The sequence below is a fragment of the Geobacillus sp. PLS 41 genome, assembly GCF_056494105.1.
Map to the genome: position 1 here is coordinate 93,657 of NZ_CM151395.1, position 16,308 is coordinate 109,964.

Annotated in this window: 15 protein-coding genes and 1 pseudogene; 11 read left to right on the forward strand and 5 right to left on the reverse strand. The window is 56.0% G+C overall.

Annotation, left to right across the window (positions count from 1 at the left end; translation table 11 throughout):
* Positions 1 to 45: 45 nt before the first annotated feature.
* The 4 genes from ACVX3G_RS00455 to hutP all read right to left on the reverse strand — a co-directional run bounded on the left by ACVX3G_RS00455 (position 46) and on the right by hutP (position 4,154).
* Positions 46 to 978: a D-2-hydroxyacid dehydrogenase gene (locus tag ACVX3G_RS00455; RefSeq protein ID WP_014194870.1), complete on the reverse strand. Its 933-nt coding sequence runs from the start codon at positions 976 to 978 to the stop codon at positions 46 to 48.
* A 23-nt stretch (positions 979 to 1,001) separates the two neighbouring features.
* Positions 1,002 to 1,730: a TerC family protein gene (locus ACVX3G_RS00460; RefSeq protein ID WP_020279704.1), complete on the reverse strand. Its 729-nt coding sequence runs from the start codon at positions 1,728 to 1,730 to the stop codon at positions 1,002 to 1,004.
* A gap of 343 nt (positions 1,731 to 2,073) precedes the next feature.
* The gene (gene hutH / locus ACVX3G_RS00465; RefSeq protein ID WP_011229889.1) at positions 2,074 to 3,588 is read right to left on the reverse strand and encodes a histidine ammonia-lyase; all 1,515 of its coding nucleotides are present in this window, start codon (positions 3,586 to 3,588) and stop codon (positions 2,074 to 2,076) included.
* 119 nt (positions 3,589 to 3,707) lie between these two features.
* The gene (gene hutP, locus ACVX3G_RS00470) at positions 3,708 to 4,154 is read right to left on the reverse strand and encodes a hut operon transcriptional regulator HutP (protein WP_014194867.1); all 447 of its coding nucleotides are present in this window, start codon (positions 4,152 to 4,154) and stop codon (positions 3,708 to 3,710) included.
* 273 nt (positions 4,155 to 4,427) lie between these two features.
* Here hutP and ACVX3G_RS00475 point away from each other — a divergent pair, with 273 nt between their 5' ends.
* The 11 genes and pseudogenes from ACVX3G_RS00475 to ACVX3G_RS00525 all read left to right on the forward strand — a co-directional run.
* On the forward strand, positions 4,428 to 5,273 hold the full coding sequence (locus tag ACVX3G_RS00475) for an SPFH domain-containing protein (protein WP_014194865.1): 846 nt from the start codon (positions 4,428 to 4,430) through the stop codon (positions 5,271 to 5,273).
* A gap of 15 nt (positions 5,274 to 5,288) precedes the next feature.
* On the forward strand, positions 5,289 to 5,465 hold the full coding sequence (locus ACVX3G_RS00480) for a type II toxin-antitoxin system antitoxin (protein WP_014194864.1): 177 nt from the start codon (positions 5,289 to 5,291) through the stop codon (positions 5,463 to 5,465).
* Positions 5,466 to 5,557: 92 nt separating this feature from the next.
* A complete protein-coding gene (locus ACVX3G_RS00485) occupies positions 5,558 to 5,782 on the forward strand; it encodes a hypothetical protein (protein WP_014194863.1) in 225 nt (74 codons plus the stop codon).
* A 4-nt stretch (positions 5,783 to 5,786) separates the two neighbouring features.
* Positions 5,787 to 8,042: a molybdopterin oxidoreductase family protein gene (locus ACVX3G_RS00490; protein ID WP_014194862.1), complete on the forward strand. Its 2,256-nt coding sequence runs from the start codon at positions 5,787 to 5,789 to the stop codon at positions 8,040 to 8,042.
* Positions 8,035 to 8,478 (forward strand): hypothetical protein, encoded by a 444-nt coding sequence (locus ACVX3G_RS00495; protein WP_014194861.1) that lies wholly within the window; start codon positions 8,035 to 8,037, stop codon positions 8,476 to 8,478. Before ACVX3G_RS00490 ends, ACVX3G_RS00495 begins: the two co-directional genes overlap by 8 nt.
* A gap of 2 nt (positions 8,479 to 8,480) precedes the next feature.
* Positions 8,481 to 9,509 (forward strand): XdhC family protein, encoded by a 1,029-nt coding sequence (locus ACVX3G_RS00500; RefSeq protein ID WP_014194860.1) that lies wholly within the window; start codon positions 8,481 to 8,483, stop codon positions 9,507 to 9,509.
* Positions 9,506 to 10,144 carry a xanthine dehydrogenase accessory protein PucB gene (gene pucB / locus ACVX3G_RS00505; RefSeq protein ID WP_014194859.1) on the forward strand — a complete coding sequence of 213 codons (639 nt, stop codon included), beginning with the start codon at positions 9,506 to 9,508 and terminating at the stop codon, positions 10,142 to 10,144. The genes ACVX3G_RS00500 and pucB overlap by 4 nt, the downstream gene beginning before the upstream one ends.
* Positions 10,131 to 12,458, forward strand: a complete 2,328-nt coding sequence (locus tag ACVX3G_RS00510) for a xanthine dehydrogenase family protein molybdopterin-binding subunit (protein ID WP_014194858.1) — start codon at positions 10,131 to 10,133, stop codon at positions 12,456 to 12,458. Before pucB ends, ACVX3G_RS00510 begins: the two co-directional genes overlap by 14 nt.
* Positions 12,445 to 13,287, forward strand: a complete 843-nt coding sequence (locus ACVX3G_RS00515) for an FAD binding domain-containing protein (RefSeq protein ID WP_011229882.1) — start codon at positions 12,445 to 12,447, stop codon at positions 13,285 to 13,287. The genes ACVX3G_RS00510 and ACVX3G_RS00515 overlap by 14 nt, the downstream gene beginning before the upstream one ends.
* A 21-nt stretch (positions 13,288 to 13,308) precedes the next feature.
* Entirely contained in the window at positions 13,309 to 13,785 is a 477-nt protein-coding gene (locus ACVX3G_RS00520; protein ID WP_011229881.1) for a (2Fe-2S)-binding protein, read from the forward strand.
* A 67-nt stretch (positions 13,786 to 13,852) separates the two neighbouring features.
* Positions 13,853 to 14,937: pseudogene (locus ACVX3G_RS00525) on the forward strand (MFS transporter); the annotation flags it as partial.
* A 112-nt stretch (positions 14,938 to 15,049) separates the two neighbouring features.
* On the opposite strand, the gene ACVX3G_RS00530 reads toward ACVX3G_RS00525, so the two are convergent.
* On the reverse strand, positions 15,050 to 16,207 hold the full coding sequence (locus ACVX3G_RS00530) for a saccharopine dehydrogenase family protein (protein ID WP_011229879.1): 1,158 nt from the start codon (positions 16,205 to 16,207) through the stop codon (positions 15,050 to 15,052).
* Positions 16,208 to 16,308: the final 101 nt, after the last annotated feature.

Genomic DNA, 16,308 nt, shown 5'->3' on the forward strand with positions numbered 1-16,308 from the left:
ATAGAAAAGAGGCGTCCCATTGTGTTTTGGAGACATCTTTTTCCTTCAATATTGCCGGCTCACATCGACCGCATTGGCAAGCGGTTCGCCGGTTTCGATGCAACGGAGCGTGTCTAAAACGCTATGGGCGGCGGCGTCAACTGATGTCAGCGCCGCGATATGCGGGGTGATGATGACATTCGGATGAACCCAAAGCGGCGAGTGCGGCGGCAGCGGCTCTTCTTCGAACACATCGAGCACCGCCAGGCGGACATTTCGGTTTTCCAAGGCGCCGACAAGCGCCGTCTCATCAACCGTCGCCCCACGCCCAACATTGATAAAGCCCGCGTTGTGCAAACAGGCAAAAAACGTCTCGTCAAAGAGATGATGCGTTTCCTCTGTCAGCGGAAGCGCAGCGATCACCCAATCAGCGCAAGCAAGCGCTTCCCCCGCCTCTTCATGGCGGCAAACAGCCGAAAACGGCGGCGTGTCTCGGCCGCTTCGCGATACGCCGATCGGCGAAACGCCGAACAGACGAAGCGTTTCCGCGATGCGCCGGCCGATCTCACCCGTCCCATAAATGACAATCCGCTGTTCACCAAGCCGTTTCGGAGCGAGCGGCTTCCACTGCCGCTGTTCTTGATACCATGCATACACGTCATGACATTGGGCGTCGCGCAATAAGTAGCTGAGGCAATATTCGGCGATCTGCTCGCCAAATGACCCGATCGTCCGCGTCAGCAACACGTTCTTCTTCCATTCCCGCTTCCACAAAAACGCGTCAACGCCCGCGCCGAGCGAATGCACCCAGCGCAAATTGGCGAGCGAAAACGGCCCGGCCGGACGAAAGCCGACGTACGCATCCGCCCAGGCGAAATCATTGGCCGTCAATTCTTCTTCCGCCACAAAGCGAAACTCTTTATCCGGCCGCTTGTCCGGGAGAAGGGCGGCAAGCTCGGCATAAAGCCTTCCCGTCACGAGAATGCGTTGGATGTTCATGGCATCACACCACCCCCAACCGCTCAAATCAACGTCCCTTCTTCACGCTCGGCCTTTTTATTCGTGATATAGCCAGCTGACACGACCAAAATCGTCACGCCGGCGGCAACCGCGTAGACGAACGGGCCATAAGAAAGGTGAAACCAATGCAGCACCCCTTCATCCCCCGCCATCATCTTTCCGGCCGTCCACGCCAAAATGCCGGAGCCAACGTACGCGATCCATCGATGTTGTTCCATCACCCGGACGATCGCTTTGGAGCCGAAAATCATAATCGGGATGCTGATGGCGACCCCAAGCGCCAGCATGCCAAGATGCCCTTCGGCCGCCCCGGCCACAGCAACAACGTTATCAAGGCTCATCACTGCATCGGCAATGATAATCGTCGCAATCGCCTTCAACAACCGGTCTGCCGCTTGCACTTTGGCCTCCTCTTCCCGTTCGACAAGCACTTTATAGGCGATCCATACAAGCAGCAATCCGCCAACGAAGTGAACGAACGGGATGTTCAGTAAAAAGACAATGATGGCTGCAAACAAGATGCGCAGCAACACCGCCCCCGCTGTTCCCCAAAAAATCGCTTTGTTTCGCTGGTCTTTCGGCAGCCGCCGCGTCGCCATCGCAATGACGACCGCATTATCCCCAGACAAAATGATATCAATCGCAATAATCTTCCATAACGCCAACAGCGCCGCGGCAGAAATTGTCAATGATATACCCACCCTTTCCCCTTTGTCTCTCTTCTTCATCATACTGCAAATTCGACTGGGGGACAACAATGGAATAGACTGTCAATGCTCTCGTCCTAACCAATTATGGGGAAGGCTCACTGCATCGTCCGAACTCCGTAGAAAAAGTTAGGGAAGCAAACCATCTTCACTGATGACTGCTTCCCTATCTCTAGCGGAAAAGGTCTATATAACTACCATTTTTTCAAACACCTATCCTTGAACGCTCTCACGCCTCTACGCCCACTATGCTTTGCCCTTCTTGAAAAAGCTGGTGATTCAAGGGGAAATGCTGTCCTCCAACAGTATTTCTCAAGTTGAAAAACCTTGCAACCCCACAACTTCCTGGCTCTTTCTCACTAGACTTCTAAGCTTTCGCTTCATCGCGGAGAAAGTGATGGTTTGCCCTTTCGCTCAACCACGCCGCCACCGCTTCAATGTCATCAGAAAAGACGCGGTCAGCTGTAATGGAGGAAACAATGCGGCGCGCCTTATGGTAAAACTGCCTCGTTGACGGGGCCATTCGCTCGATGCCGCGCGCTTCAACAGCCTGCAACGCGCAAATGAGCTCAATCGCCAGCACCTTTCTTGCGTTTTGCACGATCATGTACGCATGGCGGGCGGCCGTCGTTCCCATGCTGACATGGTCTTCCTGGTTGGCCGATGACGGAATCGAATCGACGCTGGCCGGATGGGCGAGCGTCTTGTTTTCCGACACGAGCGAAGCGGCGACATATTGCATAATCATCGCTCCCGACTGCAAGCCGGGCTGTGGGCTTAAAAACGGCGGCAAGCCTTCGCTAAGCTGCGGATTGACAAGCCGTTCGATGCGGCGTTCGCTGATGTTGGCCAGCTCCGCCACCGCGATTTTCAACAAATCCATGGCGATCGCAACGGGTTGGCCATGAAAGTTGCCGCCAGAGAGCGCCGTCCCGTCCGCAAAAATAAGCGGATTGTCCGTAGCAGCGTTCATTTCGATTTCAAGCGTTTCCTTCACATAACGAAGCGCCCTAAGCGACGCTCCGTGCACTTGCGGGAGGCAGCGGATGGAGTACGCATCTTGCACGCGCCGCTCCCCTTGCCTTGTTGTGAGTTGGCTGCCAGCTAAATAGCGGCGCAGCCGTTCCGCCACCTCCACCTGCTCCTGAAACCCGCGGGCTGCGTGGATGCGGGCGTCAAACGCGTCCACAATGCCATAAAGCGCCTCAATCGTCAGCGCCGCGATCCATTCACTGTCATACGCCAGTTGTTCCGCCTCTAAGTAAGCAAGGGCTCCGACGGCCGTCATCACCTGCGTGCCGTTAATAAGCGCCAGCCCTTCTTTTTCCTGAAGGGAAAGCGGTGAAATCCCCGCTTGTGAAAGCGCTTGGGCGGCAGGCATCCGCCGCCCTTGGTACATCGCCTCTCCCTCGCCGGCAAACGCCAGCGCCAAATGGGCGAGCGGCGCTAAATCGCCGCTGGCGCCGAGGGAACCTTGCTGCGGCACGATCGGATGGATGCCGGTGTTCAAAAATGCGAGCAACTGCTCAATGACCGCCGGACGCACGCCGGAATACCCTTTCAACAACGCATTCGCCCGCAAAAGAAGCATCGCCCTCACGACATCTTCGGCAAATGGCTCGCCGACGGCACAAGCGTGCGAGCGAAGAAGATTGATTTGCAGCTGTTCAAGGTCGCTTCCTTCAATGCGCACATCGGCGAGTTTGCCAAAACCCGTATTCACGCCATAGATCGTCCGTCCATTGGAGATCGCTTGTTCCACTGCCGCGCGGCTTTTCTCGACAGCCCTCATGCTTTCCTCATCGGCCGCCACCCGCTCCCGTTCATAGACAACACGTCTTACCTCATCGATCGTCAATGTATGCCCGGTCAATACGATCATCATTCCATCTCCCTTCGTTTGGTTTCTCAATCGAACGCCTGGGCAAACAAAAAAGGAGGCGCCCTGCCATATGGCAGCGTTCGCCTCCTCATGACTTATTGCTCTAGGCACTGACCGTCTTATATATGATTGATTCCGAGCCCGGCCGCCTCGTGCTCGAGCCCGCGCACCGGAGCGCCGATCGTCCCGTACAACGCAACGGCGATCCATTCCCCTTCGTTCGGCTGTTCATATGGCATACCGCGCACCACGGCGAAACGAAGGCCAGCGGTTCTCAACAAATCTCCTAACTCTACCTGCCCTCTCGTCACGCCATGCACTGCCTCTAAAATCGCATGGTATAAGGCGTGCATCTCACGGTACAAGCCACCGTCAACCACTCCATGCCGTTTCGCCGCCGTCTCAATTGCCGCGACGATTTTTTGCGGCTCCATCGCCCCGACCCGCCCTTGACAATAGCGCCAAGCGAGCGCCTCGAGCTGGCCGAGGGCCGCTTCTTCCTCTCCCTCGTCAAGCATCGCCAGCAACAATGCCAGCCGGCCGATGCGCGCTTGTCGTGTTTCCATTGCTTCTACACACCTATTGGTCTTTTTTTCTATTGTATGATGACAATGAATGCGATGTCAATTATGAATTTCCATTTTTTAGCACATTAAAACATTAACAGGCTGAACGATCGCCCTTTATGCTTCTGGATGGAAAATAGTTAGAAACATCTGCCTCGTGGCGAGCTATGGGCGAATCCCTCTTCTCGTCCTAACATGATCAATCCCTGTTTCCATTTTTTTGATTATATGATATCATATAAATATCAAATCGACACTATTAGGGGGATAGGTATGAGAGAACAAAAAGCATGGCGCATGGATGGATTTATCGGCATCGGATGCATCGCCCTTTTCGTTATGGCTGGTTTTGTCAGCCTCATTCAAGTGCAGCTCTTATTGGCCGTTTTCTGCTTCACCCTTGCCGCCCTCTTGGCGACTGGCATCACGATCGTTCAGCCGAATCAAGCGAAAGTACTCACCTTTTTCGGCCGCTATTTCGGCACGATTCGCGACAGCGGGCTGTTTTTCACCGTGCCGCTCACCGTTCGAAAGAAAGTATCGCTGCGCGTGCGCAACTTCACGAGCAACAAGTTGAAAGTGAACGATGTTCAAGGCAATCCGATTGAAATTGCCGCCGTCGTCGTTTTCCGCGTCATTGATTCAGCCAAGGCTGTGTTCGATGTTGATGATTACGAACAATTCGTCGAGATTCAAAGCGAAGCCGCCATTCGCCATGTCGCGACAAAATATCCGTACGACACGTTTGAAGACGACAACGAGATTACGTTGCGCGGCAACGCCGATATTATTTCCGATGTTCTCGCCGCTGAGCTGCAGGAGCGATTGCGTGTCGCCGGAGTCGAGGTGATGGAAGCGCGCCTCACTCACTTGGCGTACTCCCCGGAAATTGCGAGCGCCATGTTGCAGCGTCAACAAGCAGCCGCCATTTTGGCCGCCCGGAAAAAAATCGTCGAAGGCGCTGTCTCGATGGCGCAAATGGCGATTGAACAACTTGACAAAGAAAACATTTTAGAGTTAGATGATGAACGAAAAGCCGCAATGGTGAACAACTTAATGGTCGCGATCGTCTCCGAGCGCGCCACCCAGCCGGTGATCAATACCGGCAGTCTATATTAACGGTTGTGGAGTGCGATGGCAAAGAAAAAACAATTTCCCCTGCGCATTGACCATGAATTATATGCCGCGCTCGAACAATGGGCGCAGGACGAGTTTCGCAGCGTCAACGCCCAGATCGAGTTTTTGCTGAAGGAGGCAGCGAAGCGGGCCGGACGGCTCAGGAAAGGAAAAACGGATCAAAAAAGAAGCTAGCTGTCAACAGCTGGCTTCTTTGTTTTTCAGTCATGGGCATTTGTTACAGAAATATAATGATAGCAGAGCCTTTTTTGAAAGGGGGCGAACCGATGCCGCATTCGCTGCCGCCGCTTGCCTTTTGGCAGCTCATCACGCCGCCGTTTCGCGCTGAAACAGGTGTGCCGTCGTCACAGCTTCCCATCTACGCAGCAACGACGCCTGCACCTCCCCCGTTTTTGCCGTACCGTTCCATCCGCTACACATCTTCGTATCCATCGTACCAGCAGCTGCGAGCGATTATCACCACCGATCATTTATCCTTCGTGAGGAGATGACATTATGGCTTGGGAGACGCCGCGCGAAGATATGTGCGTATATACGCAAGGCGAAATTGACAAGTGGGTGTATTCCACTTGCGGCATTTGCTCGAACGGCTGCGGCTGCTACATCGCGGTCAAAGACAACCGCATCGTCGGCATTAAAGGCAATGTCCGCTACCCAGTCAACCGCGGTCGGCTCGGCCCGAAAGGAGAAAACCAATGGTGGGCGAACAACAGCCTTGACCGGCTGACCCGGCCGCTCATCCGCAACCGGAGCGGAACACTCGTACCGGCAAGCTGGAACGATGCCCTTTCGCTGCTGGTGGAAAAAACGAAAGAATTACTTTCCGCTCATGGCCCGGAGAGCATCGCGGTTTACCATAGCGGGCAGCTGTATTTAGAGGAATATTATACGATCGCGAAAATCACCCGCGCCGGTTTGCGCACCCACCACGTTGACGCCAATACAAGGCTATGCACGGCGACAGCCGAATGGTCGCTTATCCAAAGCTTCGGCGCCGACGGTCCTCCGGCCTGCCTTGACGATTTGGATGTTGCGGAAGTCATCGTATTTATCGGCCGGAACTCAAACGAGACGAATACCGTCCTCTGGGAGCGGGTACTCGATGCCCGGCGGAAGCGCGGCACCAAAATTGTGGAAATCGACCCGCGCCTTGACATCAGCCAAAAAATGGCTGACTTATCGCTCCGGCCGAAAAGCGGCACGAACGTCGCCGTCTTAAACGGGCTGATTCATTTGCTCATCGCCAACGGCTGGATCGACCGCGGCTACATCGAACGCTATACGGTTGGGTATGAGCAGCTCGAGCGAACGGCCGCCCGCTACACGCCCGAAGTGGTGGAACAAATTACCGGTGTGCCAGAACGCGATTTGCGAACGTGCGCCGAATGGATCGGCACGTCAAAAACAACCGTCACCGTACTGCTGCAAGGCGTCTATCAAAGCATGGACGCTACGGCCGCCGCCTCGCTCGTCAATTCGATGCACTTAATCATGGGCAAAATCGGCAAGCCGGGGGCGGGGCCGTTTCAGCACGCCGGGCAGCCGAGCTCGATGTCCAACCGCGAAGTCAGCGGCGCCGGCTTTTACCCCGGATACCGGAACGATGAAAACCCGAAACATTTGCAAGAAATCGCTGATTTATGGAATGTCGATGTCGAGACGCTGCCGGTCGGCCCGCAAACGCATGTCATGGAGATGCTTCGGCTGATCGAGGAAGGGCACATCCGCATGTTTTGGGTGATCGCCACCAATCCGGCCGTTTCGCTGCCGAACCGCAAGCGGGTGATCGAACTGCTCAAACAGGTGTTCCTTGTTGTCCAAGATCCGTTTTTCAACGAAACAGCCGAGTTCGCCGACCTCGTTCTCCCGGTCGCTTTATGGGGAGAAAAGGAAGGCACGATGACGAATTTGGAGCGGCGCGTCAACGTGCTTCGCAAGGCGGTCGACCCGCCGTTCGGCTTGCCGTCCGACTTGGAGCTGCTGATCGAATTTTCCCGGCGCATGGGGTTTCGCGACCGAAGCGGGCGTCCTCTCATCACCTACCGCACACCCGAGGAGGCATTTAACGAATGGCGCCTCGTCTCAAAAGGTCGTCCGTGCGACATGTCGGGCATGACCTATGAAAAAATCGAACGGCTTGGGGGCATTCAGTGGCCGTGCAACGAACAATATCCCGAAGGAAAAAAACGGCTGTACACCGACAACGTGTTTCCGACGGCTGTCGATGAGGCTGAGTCATACGGTCGCGACATGCGGACAGGACGGGCGCGGACGCGCGAAGAGTTCGCCGCCATCGGCGCCAACGGACGCGCCATTTTGTACGGGATCGACTGGTCGCCGCCGCTCGAATGGCCGGATCGGGAATACCCGTTTTGGCTGAATACCGGGCGCAACGTCTTCCATTGGCATACGCGGACGAAAACCGGGCGGGCTCCGCTTTTGCAGCTGTCGGCTCCGGAAGGGTATGCGGAAATTCATCCGGACGACGCCGCCCGCTTGCAGATCCAAATGGGCGACTGGGTGCGCGTCTCAAGCCGCCGCGGTGAAGTGATCGTTCGCGCTCGCCTCACCGACTCCGTGCTGCCGGGCATGGTGTTTCTTCCGTTTCACTACGGATCACTGCTTGAGCAGGAAGCGGCAAACGAGCTGACACTCGATACGTGGGATCAAGTGTCAAAACAGCCGCATTTTAAAAACGGCGTTTGCAAAGTCGAAAAATGGTTAGGGAGAGAACAGGATCGCGATGAATGAACAATGGGACAATCGAAAAGAGATAAGCGGTCTGCTCAGCGACATTCAAGCGGCCAATGAAACGATCCAGCAACAGCTGCGCCCATACGTGCAAGAACATCGGTATACCTATCCGCTTTTTCAACGGCTCGCCGCATTGGCCGAAGAACTCAGCGAACACGTCTCCACCCTTCTTAGCGGACCGCTTGAACGAAACGAAGCAAAATATCATCTAAGCGTGCTGTTTCGCACGGCCGAAGCCATGGCAGAAACGAACGAGATGCTCAAAGCGGTCGGTCGGTTCCACCCGAGCGTGCCGCTTCAAGCGCTCACGTACGCGCTGATGCGGCTCGTGCCGACGGTGGCTGCCGCTTACGGCCATTATGAAAGTTTATTGATCGTCACGCCGCGTTTTCAACAGCTTAGCCGCCTTTGGCGCCATGCGGAAGGAGGATAAGCATGGAAAGCTACTATGCCGCGCTCAATGCCATGGCCGCCGCGCCGAACGATGGTGTATTCGCCATCACGATTGACGTGGAAGGCTCGGCCTACCAAAAGGAAGGAACATGGATGTGGATCGGAGCAGACGGAAAGACAACCGGCTTATTAAGCGGCGGATGCCTCGAAGAAGCGGTGGCTGCGCATGCGATCGAAGTGCTGTCAAGCCGGCAGGCGGCGGCCCTATCGTTTGACTTGCGCACAGAAGATGACGGAGGGTGGGGGCAAGGAAGCGGATGCGACGGCGTCATCCATGTTTGGCTTGAGCCGGTCACAAACGAGACGAAACCGGATTGGCTTACGTTGAAACAGCGCCTTGACCGCGGCGAACATGTGCTGATGGCGCGAAGCATCGCTCATCCTAAGGAACCGCCGTTTTTCCAAAGCGAAACAGGGGAACGCTTCGGCGGCTATGTTTCACCGCCGAGGCCGGAATGGCTCAACGCGCTGCATGGCACCCCGTTTTTCCGCGGCCGGAACGGGGTGCAGGAAACAGATGACGGCGCGTTTTACATCCAACATTTTTGGCCGAAACCGCGCCTCGTCATTTTCGGCGCCGGTCCGGACGCCCCGCCGCTCGTCGCGGCGGCCAAAGCGGCGGGATTTTCCGTTACCGTGAGTGATTGGCGCCCAGCGTTTTGCCACCCATCCCATGTTCCGGACGCCGACGCCTTCGTCATGGGCTTTCCGCATGAAACTGTTCCGCGGCTTCGCCTAAACGAGCGCGACTTTGTCGTCATCACGACCCATCAGTTTGAACGCGACCGCGAACTCGTTTCCTTGTTAGCCGACATGCCGCTCGCTTATCTGGGCGTGCTCGGTCCGCGGCGGCGCACGGACCGCCTCTTTCCTTCCGGCTCGACGCCTCCATTTGTCCGTTCGCCGGCAGGGCTTTCCATCGGCGCACGCGGTCCGTATGAGATCGCCGTTAGCATCACCGCCGAATTGATCAGCGTCCTTCGCGGGCGATCAACGGAGAGAGTATCATGAATGGCCCAACCATCGCTGTCATTTATTTGGCGGCTGGAGAAAGCCGGCGGATGGGAACGGATAAACGCGCTTTGCCTTGGGGAGAAAGCACGCTGGGGGCCGCCAGCCTTAAAGCGGCGCTTCGTTCCCGCCTTTCGCCCGTCATCGTCGTCGTTCCTCCGGACGATGCGCTCGCGTGGCTTCCAGACGAGCTTCGGAATCATGAAAACTGCCGCTTCACCCGTTGCGCTGACCATTGCCGTGGGCAGGCGCATTCGCTTGCCTGCGGCTTGCGGGAATCGCTCGCTAGCGGGGCGGACGCCGCTGTCGTATTGTTGGCGGACCAACCATTTGTCACTGCGGACGTAATCAATGCGCTTACCGACCTTTACCACCGCCACCGTCCTGATTACGTCGCCTTCACCCGCTTCGGCACGCCGATGCCCCCAGTCATTTTTGGGAAACAAACGTTCCCTGCCTTGCTTGCTCTAAGGGGCGATGCCGGGGGGCGCACACTGTTTCACCATCCGCGTTGGCGCGGTCTCTTGTATGAAGGCGATGAGACGATCGGCATCGACATTGACACGATAGACGATTATAAGCGTGCCGTCATGGATCGAGAAGAAAAGGAGGGACGCCACCGTGGCCATCGGTAAAAGCATCATCCGCAAAGAAGCGTGGGATAAAGTGACCGGCCGGGCGAAATATACGAACGATTTCAAAGAACAGGGGATGCTTCATGCCGCTCTAGTAACAAGCCCATACGCCCATGCGCGCATCCTCTCGCTGGATGCACGCCGCGCGCTCGCCGTCCACGGCGTCCATGCTGTTGTGACCGGCGAAGGGCTTCCGCTCACCGGTGAAGACATGCGCGATCGTCCGCCGATCGCCGTCGACAAAGTGCGCTACTATGGCGAAGTCGTCGCCGTCGTCGTAGCCGATACGCTCGCGCAAGCCGAACAAGCGGCCCGCCTCGTCCGCGTCGTTTACGAACCGCTTCCAGCCGTCGGCTCGCCGCGCGAGGCGTTGAAAGAAGGCGCTCCATTATTGCATGAACATCTCGACCGCTATGAAAAAAACAAAACGACTCATCCTGAGCCAGGGACAAACGTCGCCCACCGGACGAAAATCCGAAAAGGCAACATTGAACAAGGGTTTGCTGAAAGCGACGTCATCGTCGAAACAAGCGTATCGTTCGCCCCTTCCGATCATATCGCGATGGAAACACGCTGCGCCACGGCAGAAATTTGGCCGGACGGCACGATCCATATTTCCGCCTCCTCACAGTCACCGTTTATGATCAAGAAGTTGCTTCATACGTATTTTGGCGAAGAAACCGGCAAAGTCATCGTCCATACGCCGCTTGTCGGCGGCGCCTACGGAGGAAAAGCGCCCGTCCAGCTTGAGTTGCTTGCCTACCTTGCCTCCAAAGAGGTCGGCGGCCGAAAAGTGAGCGTCTGGAACAGCCGCGAGCATGACATGGTCACTTCGCCCGTCCATATCGGTTTGGAGGCAACCGTCAAAATCGGCGCGACAAAAGAGGGCTTGCTCAAGGCCATGGAAATCTTATTTCTATTTGACGGCGGGGCTTATTCCGACAAGGCGATCGATGTCAGCCGCGCCGCAGCCGTCGATTGCACCGGCCCGTACCATGTCGAAAACGTCTTTTGTGATTCATTGTGCGTCTATACGAATCGCCCGTACGCGACGCCGTTTCGCAGTTTTGGCCATTGCGAACAGGCATTTGCCGTCGAGCGGGCCATCGATGAATTGGCACGAACGCTTCAACTTGACCCATGGGACGTGCGGCGCAAAAATGCCATCCGCCCGGGGCATACGACCCCGACGCAAGTGCGGCTCACAAAAAGCAACGTCGGCAACATATCAGCCTGCCTCGACCGGTTGCGCGAGCTGATGCGCTGGGACGAGTGGCAGCGCGTCGAAGTGGACGCTTATACGGTAAGAGCAAAGGGAATCAGCAGCGGCTGGAAAACATCGACGATCGACACAGATGCTAGCTCGGGCGTCATCTTAACGTTCAACTCCGACGGCAGCGTCAACGTCATCTCCGGCGTCGTCGAAATCGGAACCGGAACGAAAACGGTGCTCGCGCAAATCGTTGCTGAACGGCTGAAGATGGACGTCGATTGTGTCCATGTCAAAATGGATATTGATACGCAAACGACGCCGGAACATTGGAAAACAGTCGCCAGCCGCGGGACGTTTATGGCCGGACGTGCGGCGCTTGCCGCTGCCGACGACGCCATCCGTCAGTTAAAAGACATCGCCGCCTGCGTCTTGCGGGCCTCGCCGGACGATTTGGAAGTCGGATTCGGGCGCGTCTTTTTGCGCGATGACCCGGCCATCTTTCTTCCGATCAAAGACATCGCCTATGGCTACAAGTTTCCGAACGGCAACGCCATCGGCGGGCAAGTGATCGGGCGCGGCCACTACATTTTGCGCCACTTGACCCCGCTTGACCCGGAGACCGGCGCCGGCAAACCGGGACCGGAATGGGGCGTATGCGCCGAGGGAGTGGAAATTGAGTTCAACCGCCGCGACTACACGTATCGCATTGTCAAAGCGTATGCGGTCATTGATGCCGGCAAAGTGCTCAACCCAAAGGCAGCGCTTGGCCAAGCGATGGGGGCGATGAGCATGGGGCTAAGCTTTGCCAGCCGCGAAGGGTTTCTTTTTGACAACGAACAGCGCGTGTTAAACCCACAGTTGCGCACATACCGGCCGATTCGCTTCGGCGAACATCCAGAGTACATCGTTGAGTTTGTCGAAACGCCGCAAATCGATGCCCCATACGGCGCTCGCGGCATCGGCGAACATGGCTTGATCGGCATGCCCGCCGCCTTGGCAAACGCCTTGTCTCTCGCTGCCGGCGTGCCGCTCAATGAACTGCCGCTTGTGCCTGAACTCATTTGGCGGACACAGAAAGGGGACTCCTATGGTTCCGTTTGACTTTGCCTACTACCGGCCGCAGTCGATCGCCGAAGCGACAGCGCTGTTTGCGGCGCTCGAGCGGGATGGAAAACGACCGCTCTACTACGGCGGCGGCACGGAAATCATCACGTTGTCTCGGTTGAACCTTGTCCGCACCGCGGCCGTCATTGACATAAAATCGATCCCTGAATGTCGGTCGCTTGATGTCGACAATGGTTCTCTCGTGCTCGGAGCGGCGCTCTCCCTCGGCGAGCTCGAAGAAGCAAATCCGTTCCCGTTATTGACAAAAGCGGCGCGAGAAGTCGCCGACCGGACAGCGCGCAACCAAATTACGCTCGGCGGCAACATCTGCGGACAAATTTTTTACCGTGAGACCGCACTGCCGCTATTCGTCGCCGAGGCGGATGTCATCATCGCCGGACCATACGGCATCAGGCAATGCCGCTTCCTTGACTTGTTTCATCAACAGCTGCAGCTTGGCCGCGGTGAATTTGTCGTCCAGTTCAAGGTTGACCGTGCCACCGCCACCCTGCCCCATTTCCACCGCAAGCGCCGCAAGCAAGGGGAAGTCGGCTACCCGCTTGTGACGATTGCAGCGCTGAAAAAAGACGGGACGGTTCGCGTTGCCCTAAGCGGCATCTGCCCGTTTCCGTTTCGCTCGGCTGACGTTGAGGCGCACCTCAACGACCGGAACCGCCCAGTTGGTGAACGAATCCAAGCAGCGGTTGACGCCTTCCCGCGCCCGATTTTGCACGATATTGAAGGCTCAGCAGACTACCGGCTGTTCGTGGCCGCCCAGCTGCTTGAAGATATGCTTCGTGAGCTCGGAGACGGAGAAACCGTCTAAACAGGAGGTGAGCATGCGGACATGGAGGAAACGACAAAGCGGGAGCTTGTGCTGCACGTTAATGGAGAACGAAGATCGATCGTCACTCGCCAAGCCGAAACGCTGCTGTTTGTTTTGCGCGATGGGCTGGGGCTGACCGGGGCCAAGCCAGGCTGTTTGAACGGCGACTGCGGCGCCTGCACCGTCTTAGTCGACGGCACGCCAATCAAATCGTGCATGATGCTCGCGATTGAGACAGTCGGCAAAGAAATCACCACGATCGAAGGGCTTGATGATGCCCCCATTCAGCACGCCTTCGTCCGCCACTTCGCCTTTCAGTGCGGCTATTGCACTCCTGGATTCATTATGAACGCCCACGCACTCATCGAGCGGCATCCGGGCGCGGATCAAGCGACGATTCAAGAATGGCTGGAGTCCAATATTTGCCGCTGCACGAGCTATCAGGAGATCGAGGCAGCGGTAAAAGAAGCGCTTGAAGCAAAAAAAGCGGACATATAGCCTTCACATAACCGGATATCCCGAGTCTAGCGGGGATATCTTTTTTTGTTTTGTGCGACGTTTTTTCGTCGTCGATCCGATTTTGCCGGTCATCGCCGAAAGCATCGGCGCGACCCACTGGCAAGTGGAAATGTTGTTTACCGCCTATATTTTTACGATGGCGGTCATGATGATTCCCGTTGGCCTTGTCGTCAGCCGCGTTGGTGATAAACAAATGATGGTGATCGGACTTGGCCTTGTCACGATTTTCTCATTATTGTGCGGTTTCGCCGCCGACATTCCACAACTGTCGATCTTCCGCGCCGGTTGGGGGCTTGGCAATGCCACCTTTTTTGCAACGGCTATGACACTGTTAATCGCTTTGACACCGCAGGCAAGCACCGCTGTCGGCTTGTATGAGGCGGCGATCGGCCTCGGCATGGCCGGCGGTCCGCTCATCGGTGGACTGCTGGGCCAACATTCATGGCGCTACCCGTTTATCGGCACAAGCGTACTCATTTTTATCGCCTTTTTGCTTGTCGCATTTTTTGTGTATGATCCAAACAAAGGAAAACCGAAAAAAGCAGTCGGATGGCAGGAAATGCGGCATCTGCTCGCCTTTCCGCCGTTTTTAAAAGGGGCGATCGGCGGGATGCTTTATTATTACGGCTTTTTCGTTGTTTTGGCCTATTCGCCTCTGGTCATGAAGTTATCGGCGATTCAAATCGGTCTTGTCTTTTTCGGCTGGGGGCTTTGCCTCGCCTACGGATCGCGGCAGCGTTGGCCCACCGGCTTGAAGCAAAATACGAACCGAAACAAATATTGCCTTACAGCTTATTGCTGTTTGCCGTTTTATTGCTGCTTTTAGCGGTCGCTGAACAAACATGGTTCATGATCGTCCTTATCATTTTGTCGGGCCTTGTATCCGGCTTAAACAACGCCTTGTTTACAGGCTATGTGATGGAAACATCGCCGTATGAACGCGGCGTCACTTCCGGCATGTACAACTTCGTTCGCTGGATGGGGTCGGCCATCGCTCCAGTGCTATCTGGCGTCATCGGTCATGCCGTTTCCGCAAAGGCGCCGTTTATGATCGCCATGGCGCTGTCGCTTGTTGCATTCCTTTTCCTTGCCTGGCGCAAACGGGAGCCATCGGCAACGAAAACTGTATAAAAGCAACCGTTGCGGACAAAACGAAAACACGCCCGTTTCTCGGTGAGAAACAGGCGTGTTTTTTATTCGGATCATTGTCATCATCTCTTATCATCACTCTATGATGCTTTTTTCATAAGCGAACCGTTTTCTTCTCGTTAATCACCACTCCTCGTTTTTTCATCTCGTCCATATATACATCCCCCGGAACGATTTGCTCCGGCGGATAGACGCCGCGCTTTGTGATCACCCCACGGCCGATGAGCTGGGCGACAGCGGAAATGGTGTAGGCCGTCGTACGCGCCATCGCCGTCACCTTATTTTCGCGGTCATTGAACGTGACGGTTTCGTATTCCAGCACCGTTTCTTTTCCATCTTTTCTACCGCCGACGATGACCCGAAGCAACACCACATCATCTTTTCCTTTCAAATCAAGCAGCGGCTTCAGGACGGAAAGCAGCACATCGCGCGGCTTGACTCTGCATCCATTGATCTCAACTTCCACATCGTTGCGTGTCAAATTCAAATCGACAAGCAGCTTGCATTTTTCCGCATGGCCGCGGTAGCGGATCGTTTTGTACTCGAGCCGCTTCAAGTTCGGAAACGAGCGCGAGAGCGTCGACGTCCCGCCTGAGGTGTGAAACGCTTCAAGCGGCCCGAACCGGTCGAAATAAATCGGCTCGACTTCCGAAAGGGACGGCACTTCCTGCTTTTGGCCGTTGCGGATGATCAAGGCCGGATCGGTGTAATGGTCAAGCAGCCCCTCGAGCGAAAACACATGGTTGTACTCCAGCGGCGGTTCGGGGCGGACGGGGATGCCGCCAACATACAGCAAGATGGATTCCACCTCATCGAGTTGACTCGCCCCATAGCCGGATAAAATGTTGATCATTCCGGGTGCGACGCCAAGGTCGGGGATGATGGTCACCCCAGCGGCTTGGGCTTGTTCATGCAGCTCAAGCACCCGGTCGGTGATATGGCCGATATGGCCGCCTAAATCGACAGAATGGACGCCAGCTGCAATAGCTGTTTTCGCCACCGTTTCGTTAAACTGGTAAAACAAGGCGTTGACAACCACATCGTGCCCTTTCATGAAAGCCGACAGCTGCTGCTTGTCGCTGGCATCCACCCGCACAGCGGCAAGCTTTTTGGAATGAAGCTGCCGCACCGTCTGCTCCGCCTTGGCCAAATCGACATCCGCCAACGTCACCGCCTCAACATCTTGGCTTTGCACTAAATCGCGTGCTGCTTCTTTGCCCATCAGCCCCGCTCCAAGCACGAGCACTTTCATCGTTCTTTCCCCCTCTGTCACCGATTCTTTGCCATACGCTCACATGACAGCCGCTTTTTTCACATCTTTGCCGCGGCCGCTGCTTCGATTCACGATATATG